Origin of the sequence: Streptomyces sp. SAI-127 (assembly GCF_029894425.1) — a bacterium.
In the GTDB taxonomy this organism is placed as follows: domain Bacteria; phylum Actinomycetota; class Actinomycetes; order Streptomycetales; family Streptomycetaceae; genus Streptomyces.
On sequence record NZ_JARXYJ010000001.1, the window covers coordinates 1,028,206 to 1,043,442 of the forward strand.

At 69.9% G+C, this 15,237-nt stretch carries 12 protein-coding genes and 2 pseudogenes; 9 read left to right on the top strand and 5 right to left on the bottom strand.

The genetic code is table 11. From position 1 onward, the window contains the following. Window positions 1-85 precede the first annotated feature (85 nt). From M2157_RS04975 to M2157_RS04985, 3 genes are all read right to left on the bottom strand, one after another. Window positions 86-1,024 (bottom strand): sugar ABC transporter permease, encoded by a 939-nt coding sequence (locus tag M2157_RS04975; protein ID WP_280868165.1) that lies wholly within the window; start codon window positions 1,022-1,024, stop codon window positions 86-88. 104 nt (window positions 1,025-1,128) lie between these two features. After that, on the bottom strand, window positions 1,129-2,523 hold the full coding sequence (locus tag M2157_RS04980) for an extracellular solute-binding protein (RefSeq protein WP_280864547.1): 1,395 nt from the start codon (window positions 2,521-2,523) through the stop codon (window positions 1,129-1,131). Between the two features lie 407 nt (window positions 2,524-2,930). After that, on the bottom strand, window positions 2,931-4,067 hold the full coding sequence (locus M2157_RS04985) for a LacI family DNA-binding transcriptional regulator (protein WP_280860575.1): 1,137 nt from the start codon (window positions 4,065-4,067) through the stop codon (window positions 2,931-2,933). A gap of 1,343 nt (window positions 4,068-5,410) precedes the next feature. Here M2157_RS04985 and M2157_RS04990 point away from each other — a divergent pair. Together M2157_RS04990 and M2157_RS04995 are read left to right on the top strand one after the other, a co-directional pair. Next, window positions 5,411-5,676: pseudogene (locus tag M2157_RS04990) on the top strand (glycoside hydrolase family 43 protein); the annotation flags it as partial. Window positions 5,677-5,831: 155 nt separating this feature from the next. Continuing rightward, a complete protein-coding gene (locus M2157_RS04995; protein WP_280864548.1) occupies window positions 5,832-7,589 on the top strand; it encodes a cellulase family glycosylhydrolase in 1,758 nt (585 codons plus the stop codon). A 55-nt stretch (window positions 7,590-7,644) separates the two neighbouring features. On the opposite strand, the pseudogene M2157_RS05000 reads toward M2157_RS04995, so the two are convergent. Then, window positions 7,645-8,426, bottom strand: a pseudogene (locus tag M2157_RS05000) (LysR substrate-binding domain-containing protein); the annotation flags it as partial. A gap of 28 nt (window positions 8,427-8,454) precedes the next feature. Here M2157_RS05000 and M2157_RS05005 point away from each other — a divergent pair. Further along, window positions 8,455-8,832 (top strand): PrpF domain-containing protein, encoded by a 378-nt coding sequence (locus M2157_RS05005; RefSeq protein ID WP_280864549.1) that lies wholly within the window; start codon window positions 8,455-8,457, stop codon window positions 8,830-8,832. Beyond that, complete coding sequence (gene dctA / locus M2157_RS05010; protein ID WP_280864550.1) at window positions 8,829-10,271, top strand: C4-dicarboxylate transporter DctA; 1,443 nt, start codon at window positions 8,829-8,831, stop codon at window positions 10,269-10,271. Before M2157_RS05005 ends, dctA begins: the two co-directional genes overlap by 4 nt. A 462-nt stretch (window positions 10,272-10,733) precedes the next feature. On the opposite strand, the gene M2157_RS05015 is transcribed toward dctA, so the two are convergent. After that, entirely contained in the window at window positions 10,734-10,889 is a 156-nt protein-coding gene (locus tag M2157_RS05015) for a DUF6131 family protein (RefSeq protein ID WP_266512695.1), read from the bottom strand. Window positions 10,890-11,238: 349 nt separating this feature from the next. On the opposite strand from M2157_RS05015, the gene M2157_RS05020 reads away from it, so the two are divergent. The 5 genes from M2157_RS05020 to M2157_RS05040 all read left to right on the top strand — a co-directional run bounded on the left by M2157_RS05020 (window position 11,239) and on the right by M2157_RS05040 (window position 15,145). Further along, window positions 11,239-11,730, top strand: a complete 492-nt coding sequence (locus tag M2157_RS05020; RefSeq protein ID WP_280864551.1) for a DUF2975 domain-containing protein — start codon at window positions 11,239-11,241, stop codon at window positions 11,728-11,730. Then, complete coding sequence (locus M2157_RS05025; RefSeq protein ID WP_280860579.1) at window positions 11,730-11,951, top strand: helix-turn-helix transcriptional regulator; 222 nt, start codon at window positions 11,730-11,732, stop codon at window positions 11,949-11,951. The genes M2157_RS05020 and M2157_RS05025 overlap by 1 nt, the downstream gene beginning before the upstream one ends. Window positions 11,952-12,108: 157 nt before the next feature. Then, the gene (locus tag M2157_RS05030) at window positions 12,109-12,807 is read left to right on the top strand and encodes a FadR/GntR family transcriptional regulator (RefSeq protein ID WP_266512689.1); all 699 of its coding nucleotides are present in this window, start codon (window positions 12,109-12,111) and stop codon (window positions 12,805-12,807) included. A gap of 41 nt (window positions 12,808-12,848) precedes the next feature. Then, entirely contained in the window at window positions 12,849-14,285 is a 1,437-nt protein-coding gene (locus tag M2157_RS05035) for a four-carbon acid sugar kinase family protein (protein ID WP_280864552.1), read from the top strand. Next, entirely contained in the window at window positions 14,282-15,145 is an 864-nt protein-coding gene (locus M2157_RS05040; protein WP_280864553.1) for a class II fructose-bisphosphate aldolase, read from the top strand. Before M2157_RS05035 ends, M2157_RS05040 begins: the two co-directional genes overlap by 4 nt. Window positions 15,146-15,237: the final 92 nt, after the last annotated feature.

Here is a 15,237-nt window from a genome sequence, read left to right on the forward strand (position 1 = left end):
CGGCGCTGTCCACGGGCGGTCCGCCGTGTGCCGGCCGTGGTGGTGCGCGGCGCCGACCGGGACGTGGAAGGGGAAGTCGTCGTCGTCACGAGGTCCTCCTGCGGTTCGCGATGAACAGGACGGCGTAGGAGAAGATCACGATGACCAGGCCCAGGAAGAAGGACACCGCGGCCGAGTAGTTGACCTGCTGACCGGTGAACGCGAGGGAGTAGGCGTAGAGGTTCGCGGTGTACGCGTTGTCGATGACATCGGGTGCGACGGGCTGCAGCAGCTTCGGCTCGTTGAACAGCTGGAAGCTGCCGATCACGGAGAACAGCAGGGTGAGCAGCAGCGCGGGGCGCAGGGCGGGAAGCTTGATGGACCAGGCGGTCCGCCAGGCGCCGGCGCCGTCCATCGCCGCCGCCTCGTACAGCTCGTGGGGGACGGTCCGCAGAGCCGCGTACAGGATGATCATGTTGTAGCCGACGAACTCCCAGGTCACGATGTTCGCCAGGCTCCCCAGCATCCATCCGTCGCTGAGGAAGTGCGGGACCGGCAGACCGAGTTTCTCGCTCAGCTGGGCGAACGGCCCGAAGTCCGGCCCGTAGAGGTAGCCCCACATCAGGGTGGCGACGACGCTCGGGACGGCGTACGGCACGAAGATGCCCAGGCGGATCACCCGCGCGAGGCGCAGCAGGCCGCTGTCGAGCGCGAGCGCGAAGGCCAGAGCCAGCAGGAGCATCAGCGGGACCTGGATCACGAAGAACGTCGCGACCCGCAGGACTCCTTGGCGCAGGAGCGGGTCCTTCAGGGCTGTCACGTAGTTGTCCAGCCCGACGAACGCGTTCCCGCCGATGAGCTTTTCCCGGAACAGGCTGAGGTAGGCGGCGTAGCCGAGCGGGGCGAGGAACATCAGCAGGAACAGCGCCATGAACGGTGCGACGAACAGGGGACCCGCCGCACCTTGACGCAGGCCACCGAGTGGGCGTCGCTTCGGCCCCGCTCGGCGCGGCTCCTCGGTGGAGGCCACGGTCGTGGCAGTCATCATCGGGCCTTTCTGGTGGGAAGGGGCGGCCTCGTGGGATGGGCCGGCCTGGCCGCGGGTCCCGCGTCGCCGCCGTAGGGCATCGGCACGGAACCCGCCGGACATCACGGGGCCTTGACGGTGAAGCCCTGGGCCTTGGCGTAGGTGGTGAGCCGCGACTGCCACCCGTCGAGGGCGGCGACGGCGTCCTTCCTCCTGGTGAGTGCCGTGCCCACGGTCTCGGTCCAGTCGGTGACGGCCTGGTCGAGGAACGGCGGCCACTGGAAGTCGGGGCTCACCGTCTGACCGATGTCGGCGAACGCCTGGTTGACCTTCTGTCCGCCGTAGAAGGAGGCTGCGGCACCGGTGAAGGACGGGTCCTGGAGCAGTGGCTTCGTCGCCGGGAAGAACGACTGCTTGGTGTTGAACAGCTTCGCGCTGGCCGGGTCGCTGTTGAGGAACTGCGCGAACACCGCGGCAGCGATCGGGTTCTCGGTCTGCTTGATGACCGCGCTGGTCGAACCGCCCCAGTTGCCCGAACTCGGCTTCGACACGTCCCACTGCGGCAGCGGGGCGGCCCGCCACTTGCCCGCGGTGGACTTGGCCGAGCCGGCGAGGAAGACCGGCCCCCAGGCAGCGGTGATCCAGGTGGCGTACTTGCCCTTGTTGAGCGCGGAGAACCAGGCGTCGGTGAAGTCCGGCTCGACGCCGATGACACCCTCCTGGGCCAGGCCGCCCCAGTAGGCGGCGAGCTTCCTGGAGATCGTGTCGTCGACGTCGATGGAGACGTTGCCCTTGCCGGAGGTCGCGTAGGGCTTGGCGCCCGCCTGCCAGAGCAGGCCGTGCCAGGCGGCTGCCTCGTTCCCGGCCAGGTTGGTCAGGTAGACCTCCGGGTCGGCCTTGTGCAGCTTGCGTGCCGCGGCGGCGAAGTCGTCCCAGGTCTTCGGGGGTTCGATGCCGTGCTTCTCGAAGATGTCCGCCCGGTACAGCATGCCCATCGGACCGGTGTCCTGCGGGATCGCCCAGATCTCACCCTTGGGGCCGCTGACCTGCCCCCAGGTCCAGTCGACGAACGTGTCCTTCAACTTGGCCGCGCCGTACGGGTTCAGGTCCAGGAGGCTGTCCGTGATCGTGAACGTGGGGATGGCCTGGTACTCCATCTGCGCCACGTCCGGGGCGCCGTTGCCGGCCTTGATCGCCGTGCGCAGCTTCGTGTAGTGCTGCACGCCCTGGCCCGCGTTGACGACCTTGACCTTGATCGCCGGGTACTTCTTCTCGAAGAGCGCGACCTCCTGGTCGATGTCCGGGACCCACGTCCAGAACGTCAGCTCGGTCGGCTTCTTCATCGCCGTGTCGATGTCGGCCTGGCTGACCGGCTTCGAGGACGAGGAGGCCGTACCGCCGCCGTCTCCGCCGCCGCAGGCGGACAGGGCGGCACCCAACGAGACCGCTCCCGCGGCGGTGAGCAGGAGCCGACGGCTCATCTGGGACTGGTTGGGGGTGGAGTTGGATCTGCGCATGACGAACTCCCGCCGATGGCTGAGGAATGGCACGCCGAGCACGGGCGTGCGAAAGGAGGGTTGTGAGGAGTGGAGGGTGATGAGGAAGACAGGAAGCTCGGACGCGACGGCCAGGACATGAAGTCGACATGGCACGGGTGCGCGTCTTCGCGGACGCCGCCCGGGTGTTCCACCTGCTGCAAGGAGGAGAACTGTGGACGGGAGGGCTACGGGTGGAACGGAGTGCTGAAGCAGCGAGGTTGCTCAGTGACTACCGCTCGGAGGGTGGACGAGTCGCGTCGTCGGTGTGACGAACTGTCCGTGGGTGCGAGGTGGGTGAAGGAGGCCGGCGGGAACGGGACCGATACGGCGGCTCGCGCACGTTTTCCTGTCCGGGGAACGCTGTTCCTCGGGCCGGTCGGTGCTGATCAGCTGTACGTGGACGCACCTCCGTCCCGGGGTGGGCCGGTCCGGCTCCCACTCGGAGAAGAGGCCAGGGCCCGATCTCGGCCCGGGGTCGTCCGGGCCTGCGGCGGGGGCCCGGTCGAGGCGCGGACCACGAGGTCGACCGGTGGTTCACCGGCCGACAAGGGTGGCGCGTCCGGGTTCTCGATGGAGTGCACGAGGCGTTTGAGCCCCTCCTGTGCCACGGTGTCGAAGGGCTGGCGCATCGTGCTGAGAGGGGGAGTCACGTAGGCGGCGACAGGGATGTCGTCGAAACCCACGACGCTGACGTCCTCCGGCACCCGTCGGCCGGCTTCCGACAGCGCGCGGACGAGACCGATGGCCATGTCGTCGTTGGCGGCGAACACCGCGGTCATGTCGAGGTCGCAGGCCAGCTCGCGACCTGCTCTGTAGCCGCTGGCGGCCGACCAGTCCCCCTCGACGACGCGGGGTATCGTCCGGCCGTGCGCGGCGAGCGTGGACCGCCAGCCCTCCAGCCGGTCCCGGGCCGCGTACCACCGCCACGGACCGGCGAGATGGTGGACGGTGTCGTGCCCCAGTTCCAGCAGGTACTCGGTCGCCGTACGCGCCATCAGATCGGCGCCGACGCCCGCGGCCAGTGTCCTGGGCATGGACAGGGGTGGCGCCCCGAGGACGAGGACCGGTACGTCGACGCGGGCGGAGAGGTCGTCACCGTGCCCGTCGTCGATCGGTTCGGAGATGACGATGCCGTCGACGCCCTGCTCCAGGAGTGAGTCGACGGCACCGGCGACGCCCGTGGGGTCGCCTTCCAGGGTGTTGACCACGCGCAGGGCGTATCCCGTGTCCCGTACGGCACGTTCGACCCCCATGATCAGTGAGGCGGGTCCGTACAGGGCGGTACCGAGCGTCACCACGCCGATGGAGCGGGTACGCCCGGAGGCCAGTGCCCGGGCGGCGTTGTTCAGCCGGTAACCGAGTTCCTCACCGGCTTCCAGGACGCGTCGGCGCACTTCGGCGGAGACGTACGGCTCGTCGTTGTAGACCCGGGACACGGTCTTCTGGGAGACACCCGCCAGCTGGGCGACATCCACACTGCGCGGTGCGCCGGAACTGCCGCCCCGCCCTGCGCCTCGCCTCATGGTGGCTCCAGATGATGGTGACCGGTGTCGGCCGGTGGTGACCGGCGCCGTATGACTGCGCTGCCATGTCTACGCAGTCATACGGCGGCCGTCAAGCGCCTGAAACGGATTCGTAACCTTGCGCAGGCGTGGGCGGAATCCTCGGCCGAGCGGGACATCCGAGTCCGTCGAAAGCCTTGACGCGTCGCGTGTGACTGCGTAGACAGAGCTCCTGGGCCGGTGTCGGTCACGAAGGGAGGAGCGCGTCTCACCACGAGGCGTCTCGCCCGTGGCGCAGCCGGCGCTGCTCTGTACGGCTTCCCACCGAACCAGCCAATGGGGGTCCCGGCACGCGTGAGCGCCGACTCCAGGCGACCGGCGAGATCGCCGGATCGGCACTCGCCGTGGTCGCGCCGCCGATGGAGGACACCGGCTCGCTCACCGTGGAGATCGTCATCGGGCTGGACGCCGAGGCGCACCTCGGGCCGGCGCTGCCCATGTAGACGACCTTGAGGGGGTCGGTCTTCTCCACCGCCCGCACCGGCCGTCAGCGCGGACGTTCTCCACACGGCCGGATCTCCCCTTAGAAGGCACGCAGTTCGACCGGCACGGCCTCGGCCGCCTCGCGCACGAGGCCCTCGTCCCGGATCGCGGCCGCCCTACGGCCCGCGGGAAGACGGTCGGCTCAGTGGGCCGGAACACCCCGTGCGCGCGAGGCGCTCGGCGGGCGGCGCGCGGCGGAAGCCGGCCAGCGCTGACAAGGCGGGAGCGCCCCTGTGGAAACCCCTGACCAGCCTGGTGACGAGGAATTGAAGCGCTTCGACGCTGCCATCGACCTCGAGGAGCGTCACCGTCCAGGCAATACGAAAGTTTCTTGGCGTTGTACCTCTTGTTCAGCGAGAAACATGTCATTAACGTTCGCCGCCAGGTGAAGCGCTTCGACACGCTTCGAACGCCGATGGGAAGCGCCGCGTGATGACCTACGAGTTGAGCCGGAGAGGCTTCGTCGGCACAACGGCCGCCGTGGCCCAGTCGACCTGCGGGAGCAGCGAGCGACAGGGGACCACAGCCAACACCGCGTCAGGCCCGAGGACGCCTCGGGCGTGGCCCTGCCCGGAGCAGCCGCCGTCACCGCCGCGCCACGGTGAGCGCAGCCGGATGACGAACAAGCTCTGCTCACACCGCTGCTGACGGCACGTCAGAGAACTGATCACCCCCACGTCCCCGTTCGGAAGGGCCGGCCATGACCTCGCGCAGCAGCACCGACCGCCTGGGCGGCCTGGCCCTCGGCGGTGACTACAACCCCGAGCAGTGCGACGAAGCGGTCTGGAAGGAGGACGCCGAGCTGACCTCCTGGCACCCGGACCCTGCGTGCCCGCCGCAGCTCCCTGGACGAGCCGGACGTCATGTTCGTCGGCCGCCGCCAGGAGCACCTGTCCTGCCGGGCGCGAACCCTGATCGACCCGGCCGAGGGGCGCGGTGGTCTCGCCGACTGGACGAGGAGCACCACTACGAGATCGAGGCGGCCGAGGGCGAGGTGCGCGTCCTCAGCCGTGCCGGACCGTTGCGCACGGCCGTGGGATCACGGTGCGTGCCCGCCGGTCCCGTGGTGCTCCGCCTGGAGGTCTCCCCCCACCTGTCCCGGCCTCCACCGAGGTGGCCGACGGCTTCACCGGCCCCTGAACCAGTTCGGGCCGCCCTCCCAGGACGGCAAGCCCGTACTGCCTCGAACTCCATTCCCCCCACGGGCGGAACGTCCGCTCGATCAACAGTGAAGGATCGAAGATGAAGGGAACGCACTCCCCCACCGGTCACGGCAGAAGCGGCCCCGGCCGCCTGCTCGGTCTCGTGGTGGCGCTGATCGCCGCGATCGGACTGACCGGCACCACCGCCTTCGCGGCACCGGCCCACAAGGACGCGTCCGCCGCACTCAGCGCCAAGGCACTCAGCCCCATGAGCGCCGTGGCCGCGATGCAGCCCAGCTGGAACCTGGGCAACAGCCTGGACGCCATCCCCGACGAGACCTCCTGGGGCAACCCCGCGGTCACCAAACCCCTGTTGGACACCATCAAGGCCCAGGGCTTCCGCAGCGTCCGCATTCCCGTCACCTGGTCGGGCCACCAGCCCGCGACGGCCCCGTACACGATCGACGCGACCTGGATGAACCGCGTCAAGCAGGTGGTCGACTGGGCGCAGGCGGACGGTCTCTACGTCGTGCTCAACGTCCATCACGACTCGTGGCAGTGGATCTCCTCCATGTCCACCGACCACGACAACGTGCTGGCCCGCTTCAAGGCCACCTGGACCCAGATCGCCGCCACGTTCAGGGACTCCGCCCAGACCCTGCTCTTCGAGAGCAACAACGAGCCGCAGTTCAACAACACCACCGACGCCCAGGGCATCCAGTACAACGACGAGCTGAACACCGCGTTCCACACCATCGTGCGCCAGTCCGGCGGCAACAACGCGACCCGTCTGCTCGTGCTGCCCACCCTGCACACCAATTCCGGCCAGACCTTCCTGGACGCCCTGTCCAGCGAGATGAAGTCGCTCAACGACCCCAACCTCGTGGTCACCGTGCACTACTACGGCTACTACCCGTTCAGCGTGAACGTCGCGGGCGGCACACGCTTCGACGCCACCTCGCAGCAGGACATGACGGACAACTTCAACCGGCTCCGCGCCACCTTCACCTCCAAGGGAATACCCGTATACCTCGGTGAGTACGGGCTGCTGGCGTACCCCGACAGCAACCACCCCTCCCGCGTCGAACGGGGCGAGGCCTTCAAGTACTTCGAGCAGTTCGGCTACGAGGCCCGCGCCGCCGGCGTGACCACGGCCCTGTGGGACCCCGGGACCTTCGCCTACCTGAGCCGCAGCACGCTGCAGTGGACCGACCCGGAGTTGATCAACCGGATCAGGTCGAGCTGGACCACCCGCTCGGGAACAGCCTCCACGGACCAGGTCTTCCTGGCCAAGTCCAGTGCGATCACCGCCCAGACTCTCACCCTCAACCCCAACGGCCTCACGTTCCGTGGCCTCTGGCAGGGCACCACACAACTCGCCCGGGGCCGGGACTACACCGTCTCCGGCAACCAGCTCACGCTCACGGCATCCGCGCTGACCCGACTGGCCGGCAATCGCGCCTACGGAACCAACGCGACCATCGAGGCAAGGTTCTCCGCCGGTCTCGCCTGGCCGATCCAAGTGATCACCTACGACCGGCCGGTGCTCTCCAACGCCACCGGCACCACCGGCGGTCTCACCATCCCCACCCAGTACCGTGGTGACCAGCTGGCGACCATGGAGTCCAGCTACGCCGACGGCACCAACGCCGGCAACACCAACTGGACGCCCTACCAGGAGTTCAACGGCGCCTTCTCCCCCGACTACCCCGACAACGCGCTCACCCTCACCCCTGACTACCTCAACGCACTGCGCGACGGTGCGCCGGTGACACTCACCTTCCACTTCTGGAGCGGAGCCACCGTGACGTACCACGTGACGAAGTCCGGCAGCTCGGTGACCGGCACCGCCGGCTGACGGTCCCTCGCCCCGGGTGCCGAACCCGGCACCCGGGGTCCCGCTCAGCTCGGGATCATGGTTGTTTCAGCGAAGACGCCGCGCTGTCGCGAAGGAATCCCGCGAAGGCCAGGGCGGCAGGGGTGAGGACGTGGTCGCTCATGCGCACGAGGAGAATGCGGCGCACCGGGCGGGGGGTTGCAGAGGCAGGACGCTGACGCCCGCTCGGATGCCTTCCAGGGCGAGGGTGGGGGCGAGGGCGACGCCGATGCCGGCGGCGACCATGGCCTGGGCCTCCTGATAGTCGTGGGCCTCGTAGGCGATCTGCGGCTCGAACCCGGCTGCGTGGCAGCTGCGGGCGAGGGCCTCGGCCACCGGATGGTTCTCGGCACGGGTGATCCAGGGGTCGTTCGCGAGGTCGGCGAGGGCGGCCAGGGGCCGGGCTGCGAGCGGGTGGTCGTTGCTGACGAGGAGCGCAGGTGGGTCGTCCGCGAGTGAGGTGACGACGATGTCCTCGCGGTCGATGCGGTTCCAGTCGTAGTCCCACATCAGGGACATCTCGATCTCCCGGTTCTCCAGCATCGCCCACAGGCCCGCGATACGGGCGCTGCGCACCGTCAGCCGTACGTCGGGGTGCGCTTCCCGGAAGGCGATCACGGCCCGCGGGAGGAGGGAGGCGCCGACGGTGGGGAAGGTGCCGACCCGGAGGGTGCCTGCACGCAGTCCCGCGAAGTCGGCGAGCTCGTTCTCCGCAGCCGTCAGCTCGCGCTTGATCCGCTCCCCGCGCTCGGCCAGTGCGCGTCCCGCGTCGGTGAGCGTGACACCCCGCGCGTGCCGCTCCAACAGGGGCTGTCCGGCCGCGGGCCTGGCCAAGGAGCACGATCCCGTGAGCCACGCCCTGCCGAAGGTCGGCGTCGTCGCCCGCCCCGCCGCCTACCGCACCACCGACGGCACCCCGGTCGGACCGGACGAGTACGACCTGGCCGTCCGCATGGTCTCGATGCACGCACCCCACCCGGCGATCGGTCTCACCTCGGCCGTCGCGCTGGCCACCGCAGCCGCCACCCCCGGCACCCTCGCCCACCGCGTCGCCCGGCAGACCGCCGACGGCACGCTGCGCCTGGGCACCCCGGCCGGTGTCATCACCGCCCGAGCCGTCCCCGCAGCGGAGGGCGCGTCCCCCACGGTGCTGCTGCACCGCGCCGCCCGCCGCATCGCCCGAGCCGAACTCCTCGTTCCCGTCCTGGAAGGACGCCCCGCATGAGCCGCAACGACGCCGCCCCGGGCACCGTCACCGCTCCACCCGGCCGCATCCGCCGACTGCTGTCCCTGCTCTACGTCCAGTGCCTGATCGGCGTCCTCGCCGGAGCAGCGGTCGGCTGGCTGTGGCCGTCCTTCGGAGCCGACCTGAAGCCCCTGGGCGACGGCTTCATCGCGCTCGTACGCATGATGATCGCGCCCGTCGTCTTCTGCACGGTCGTCCACGGCATCGCCTCCATGGGCAACGCGCGCGCCGTCGGCCGGGTCAGCCTCAAAGCGCTGATCTACTTCAAGGTTCTGACCACCGTCGCCATGGTGATCGGCCTGGTCGTCGTCAACATCGTCCGGCCCGGGAGCGAACTGCACGTCGTTCCCTCCACACTCTCCACCGAGGGACTGCCGCCGGAGGCCACCCAGAGCCACGAGAGTGTCGCCGCCTTCGTTCTCTCCAACATTCCGGACACCCTGCCCAGCGCGCTGACCGGCCACGAGATCCTGCCGGTGCTTCTGGTCTCGGTCCTGTTCGGTTTCGGACTGAACGCCGCCGGCGAGGCGGGTGCGGGGATCACCCAGGGGATCGAGAAGCTGTCCAGGGTCCTGTTCACGCTCATCCGCTGGATCACGCAATTGGCCCCGATCGGTGCCTTCGGCTCCATGGCCTTCACCATCGGCAACTACGGTCTGGACACCCTGCGGCACCTCTTTCTACTGGTCGGCTCCTTCTGGCTCACCGCCCTGTTCTTCGTCCTGGTCGTCCTCGGCACGGTCATGCGCATCAACGGCCTGCGCCTGCTGCCCTTCCTCCGCTACATCAAGGAGGAGCTGCTGATCGTCCTCGGCACGTCGTCCAGCGAGCCAGTACTGCCGCGCATGATGGCCAAACTCCAGCACGCGGGCGCCTCCAAGCCGGTCGTGGGCATCACACTGCCCGCCGGCTACTCCTTCAACCTCGACGGCACCGCGATCTACCTGACCATGGGCTCGGTCTTCCTCGCCCAGGCCCTCGGCATCGACCTCAGCCTCGCCCAGCAGCTGTCGATGCTCGCGGTCATGCTGCTCACCTCCAAGGGCGCCGCCGGTGTCACCGGCTCGGGATTCATCGCCCTGGCCGCCACGCTCAGCGCCGTGCCGCACGTACCCGTCGCCGCCCTGGCCCTCATCTTCGGCATCGACCGCTTCATGTCCGAGGCCCGTGCTCTGACCAGCGTCGTGGGCAACGGCGTCGCCACCCTGGCGGTGGCCAAGTGGGAGGGGCAGCTCGACGAGAGCCGCGCCAGGGCCGTCCTGCGTGGCGAGATCCCGTATGTCGCCGCTCCCCAGGCCGAGCGCGCCCATGAACCGCAGGATGGTCCGAAGCCGCACGCCGACCCCGCGCCCAGCGCGAAGCCCGAAGAGACCGAAGCGGCCGGATCGGACCGCGACCCCGTGCCCACGGCCGGCTGACGCCCCCCATTCCCACGCAGCCGGTCCGGGGCCTGTGCTCCGGACCGGTTCGGCGCGGGTGTCGACGCGGGCGGGTGACGGCCAAGGGCCTTCACACGGTCGCGCTGGACCGTGACGATGCTCGGGAACTCTTCGAATCCTCGCGCCTGGCCGGAAACAACGGCGCGCTGGTCAACGTCGGAGCGATGGCCGCCGAGGACGGCGACTTCAAGCAAAAAGAAGAGGGCCCACAACCTCAGTTGAGCATCGCCTGTGCTGCACGGGCCTGTTGTGCTGGTTCGGCGGCACCGCCGAGGGGGTCACCACACGCGAGGGATCCAGCCGCTGCGCTCACCGAGCGCGGCCGTCCAGGATCGCGGGGCGCCCGGCCGAAGCGGAAGCTGCCCCGCGTCCTGAACGGTGCGGCTCGACTTGCGCGAGAAGACATCGAGATTCCGTAGCGCCGTTCGATGACCGCCGCGGTCACCAATAGTGGCGTCGGCCGGCGACGGCGTGCCCCGCGGATCCCATCACCCAGAAAACCGCGCCCACCACGGCCAGGATGATGCCAAGGGTCCACAAGATCGATATGCCGGTGAGGAAACCGACGATGAGCAGGATGATGCCGAGCGCGATCATGACGTACCTCCTGGCGTGAGCTGATGTGTTACCTCCCGAGTGCCCCGAACCGGCAACATCACCCCACCCCGGCAAGCAAGAGGCAACTGTCGACGGGACCTTGGGCAGGTATCGCCTGGCCGCCCCGCTCGCCGACCTCCTCAGCCGGCACCTCCGCCGGGCTGAACGCTCGTTGCGGGAGCAGGACTTCGGCGTGGTCCGGTGGCATCGGAAGCGGCGGCAGCCCGCCTCGGTACGAAACAACGGCCCGTCTTCCGTCTCGGCCCTTGCCCCAGTCCCCTACCTCAGGCCTTGCCCAACCTATCGACTTTCGATAGGTTTCCATCGCGATTCGATGGAAGGACGGGACATGGGAAAGCTGACCGTGGGTGCGCTGCGGGTCATGCTCGTGGTGGTGCTCGTCGGCACCGTGCTGGTACAGGTGTTGATGGTATGGACGTTGGTGAGCGGGAGGGATCCGGAGGACGGGTCCCTCCCGCTGACCGCTCTGCGCGTGATCACGGTCCTGGGCATGGTCTCGGTCCAGGTCGCCGTGGTCTGCGTGGGGCGGCTGGTGACGATGGTGCGACGCGGAACCGTGTTCTCCCACGCCGCCTTCCGGTACGTGGACGGGGTCATCGGCGCGATCGTGGCGGCAGCCCTCGTGTGGTTCGCGGTCACCATCGTCAATGCGCCCGGCCAGCGGGACGACCCGGGCGTCACCGTCATCATGGGCGGCATCGGCCTGGCCATCCTGGGGGTCGCGCTCATCGTGCTCGTACTGCGGATGCTGCTCGCCCAGGCCGTCGCTCGCGACGTCGAAGCGGCGCAGATGCAGGCCGAGTTGGACGAGGTGATCTGATGCCGATCACCGTCGACATCGACGTCATGCTGGCCAGGCGGAAGATGTCCGTGGGCGAGCTCGCGGACCGCGTGGGGATCACGCCCGCCAACCTGGCGGTACTCAAGAACGGCCGCGCCAAGGCGGTACGCTTCGCGACGCTCGCCGCGCTCTGCGAGGTGCTCAAGTGCCAGCCGGGCGACCTGCTGCGCTGGGAGGCCGACGACGCCTCGGGCGGATGACGTACCCGAGGGCGGGCGGGAGAACACCAGGCGGAGCCGCCTCCACATCGCTCCGACCAAGGTATTGACTCCCTTTCCCGCGGCTGCCATCGTTACGCCCACATAGACATCAGATGTCTGATGTCAGATGTGATCACCGAACGAAGAGGTTCTCGCCATGTCACTCTCCGACGACCTCGCCGAGCAGCTGCTCACCGCGATCATCGACGGTCAGTACCCGCCGGACTCCGCCCTCCCGCCCGAGGGAGAACTCTCGGAGCAGGGTGGGGTCAGCCGGCTGACCGTGCGTGAGGCGGTCAAGCATCTGCGGGCGCAGAACGTCGTACGGGTGGTGCGCGGCCGGGGCACCTACGTCAACCCGCCGGACCGGTGGACGGCGCTGGAGCCGGTGGTGCGGGCGGCCTCGCGTACCGCGAGCGGCGCCCTGTCGGAGCGTCTGATCGAGGCGCGCCGGCTCATAGAGAACGGCGCGTGCGAGCTCGCCGCCTCGCGTCGTACCGAGGAGGACCTGGAGGAGCTGCGCCGGCATCTCGCCGTCATGCGCGAGGCCGCCGAGGTGGGCGACACCGAGCAGTTCGTGCAGGCCGACATCGACTTCCACGACACGGTGATGCGGGCGACGGGCAATCTGTTCGTCCCGCTGCTGTTCGAGCCGTTCGGGCCGCTGCTCGTCGAGGGGCGCCGGGAGACCTCGGCCGTCCCCGAGATCCGTACGAATGCCATCGCGCACCACGAGACGGTCCTCGCGGCGCTGGAGTCCGGCAGCCCCGACGCCGCCCGGACCGCGATGGACGGGCACATGAACCAGACCGCCGACGACCTGCGCGCCCATGTGATCAAGCGCGACCTCGCCTGACGTCCCCTCCCCCGACTCCCACGCAGCAACAGGAATTCGCCATGTCCCTACCCCGCCATGCCCGGACGGGCCCCGTCGCCGAGGCCGCGGTGCTGGAAGGACTCCCCCCGGTACGGGAGGTGAGCGCCTCCGAGGTGGCCGCCCGCATGTCCGGCGGCCCCCGTCTCGTCGTCCTCGACGACGACCCGACCGGCACCCAGACCGTCGCCGACGTCCCCGTCCTGACCTCCTGGACGGTGGACGACCTGCGCTGGGCGCTACGCCAGGACAGCACCGCCTTCTTCGTCCTCACCAACACCCGCAGCCTGTCCCCGGAGCACGCCGCCACCCGCAACCGCGAGGTCGTCCGCGCCCTGCAGACGGCGTCGAAGGCCGAAGACACCGACTACGTCCTGGCCAGCCGCGGCGACTCCACCCTGCGTGGCCACTTCCCGCTGGAGACCGACGTCCTCGCCGAGGAACTCGGCACCGTGGACGGTGTCGTGCTGGTCCCCGCCTACATCGAGGCCGGCCGGCTGACCGTCGACTCCCGCCACTGGATGCGCACCGCGGACGGCCTCCTCCCGGTGGGCGAGAGCGAGTTCGCCCGTGACGCCACCTTCGGCTACCGCAGCTCCTCGCTGCCCGAGTGGGTCGAGGAGAAGACCGGCGGGCGCACGGCCGCCGACGAGGTCCTGCGCGTCACCCTCGACGACCTGCGTGGCGGCGGCCCGGCGCACACGGCGCGGCTGCTGTCCTCGTTGAGCGGCGGTCGTACGGCCGTGGTCGACGCGGTGTGCGACGACGACCTGCGCGTGCTCGCCCTGGCCCTCACCGAGGCCGAGACCAACGGCACCCGGCTGCTGTACCGGGTCGGGCCCTCCTTCGTCCGAGCCCGTGCGGGGCAGGCCGGGCGGGCGCCTCTCACCCCGGCCGAACTGCGGCCGCTGCGCGGCGACGCGCCGCACGGGCTGATCGCCGTAGGGTCCCATGTGTCGCTGACGACACGGCAGTTGGACCGGCTGCGGGAGCGCGGCGGGATCGCCGAGTACGAGCTCGACGTGGGCCTCCTGCTCGACGAGGAGCGGCGGGACGGGCACATCGCCGAGGTCGCGGCCGCCGCGGCCGGCGCGCTGGAGACGTCCGACGCCGTGATCCGCACCTCGCGCACCCTGGTGACCGGTGCCGACGCGGAGGACAGCCTGGCGATCTCCCGCCGGGTCTCCGCCGCGCTCGTCGAGGCCGTACGGCAGGTCAACGCCATCCGACGGCCCGCCTTCGTCGTCGCCAAGGGCGGCATCACCTCCAGCGACACCGCCACGCACGGTCTGGAGATCCGCCGCGCCTGGGCCCGGGGCACCCTGCTGCCCGGCATCGTCTCGCTCTGGGAACCGGTCGACGGCCCCGCCGCAGGCATCCCCTACATCGTCTTCGCCGGCAACGTCGGCGGCCCCGACGCCCTCGCCGACGCCCTCGACCTGCTCCGGAGCGCACGATGATGCTGCACGGAACCGACGCCCTGCAGCAGGCCGCGGCCACCGGACACGCCCTGCCCGGGTTCGTCGCCTACAACCTCGAGACGGTCCAGGGCATCACGGCCGCCGCCGAGGCCGCCGGACGGCCGGTCCTCATCCAAGCGGGCGCCGGACCCTTCAAGCACGCGGGCCGCGAAGCCCTGATGCGGCTGGCGCTGGACGCCGCCGAGGACTCCCCCACCGCCCGCCTCGGGGTGCACCTCGACCACAGCCGGGACCTCGACGAGATCACCGTCTGTCTGGAAGCGGGCTACACCTCCGTCATGGTCGACGGCTCCCACCTGCCGTTCGCCGAGAACATCGCGCTGACCAAGGAGGCCGTACGGCGGGCCCGCCACCACGGCGCCTGGGTGGAGGCCGAGTTGGGCGCCCTGCCCGGCGACGAGGACATCTCCACCGACGCCGTCGCCACGGACACGGCGATGACCGACCCCGCCCAGGCGGCCGAGTTCGTGGCCGCGACGGGCGTGGACGCGCTCGCCGTCGCCGTCGGCAACGTCCACGGCTTCACCAAGCACCCGGTCCGCCTCGACCTCGACCGGCTGGCCGCGATCCACGAGGCCGTACCGGTCCCGCTCGTCCTGCACGGGGCCAGCGGCCTGCCCGTCGAGGAACTCCACGGCGCTCTAGCCCGAGGCGTCGCCAAGGTCAACGTCAACGCCGAACTGCGCCGCGCCTACCTGGACGCCGTCCGCGCGAACCTCCCGTCCGCGCTGCCCGGCTCCGACGTCGTCTCCGTCTGGTCGGCGGGCCGCGACGCCGTCAGGGACACCGCCCTGCAGGTCATCGGCCGCCTGAGCCCCACTCCGACCGACCCTCACTGATCATCACGAACCGCACCTCGTCGTCGTAGGGCATCAGACCGCCGTACGACCACACGCCGCGTCGCATCACCCTCGCGAGCCGCGTCCGAAGC